Genomic DNA, 233 nt, shown 5'->3' on the forward strand with positions numbered 1-233 from the left:
CCATATGCTGGTGGACGAAGCGCAGGACACCTCGCCCGTGCAATGGGATGTCATTCGCCTGCTGACGCGCGAATTCACCGCCGGTCAGGGCGCGCGCACCAATGTCTTGCGCACCATTTTCGTGGTCGGGGACCAGAAACAATCGATCTATTCATTCCAAGGCGCCGATCCCGCCGGGTTTGACCGGATGCGCCAGCATTTCGGCACCGAGCTGGCCCAGGTCGGCACGCCGT

Annotated in this window: 1 protein-coding gene; it reads left to right on the forward strand. The window is 62.7% G+C overall.

Annotation, left to right across the window (positions count from 1 at the left end):
* Nucleotides 1–233: UvrD-helicase domain-containing protein (locus tag E0702_RS18315; RefSeq protein WP_132045908.1), on the forward strand; the 233-nt coding region annotated here is incomplete at both ends.

The sequence above is a fragment of the Halomonas marinisediminis genome (assembly GCF_004347715.1).
In the GTDB taxonomy this organism is placed as follows: Bacteria; Pseudomonadota; Gammaproteobacteria; order Pseudomonadales; family Halomonadaceae; genus Halomonas; species Halomonas icarae.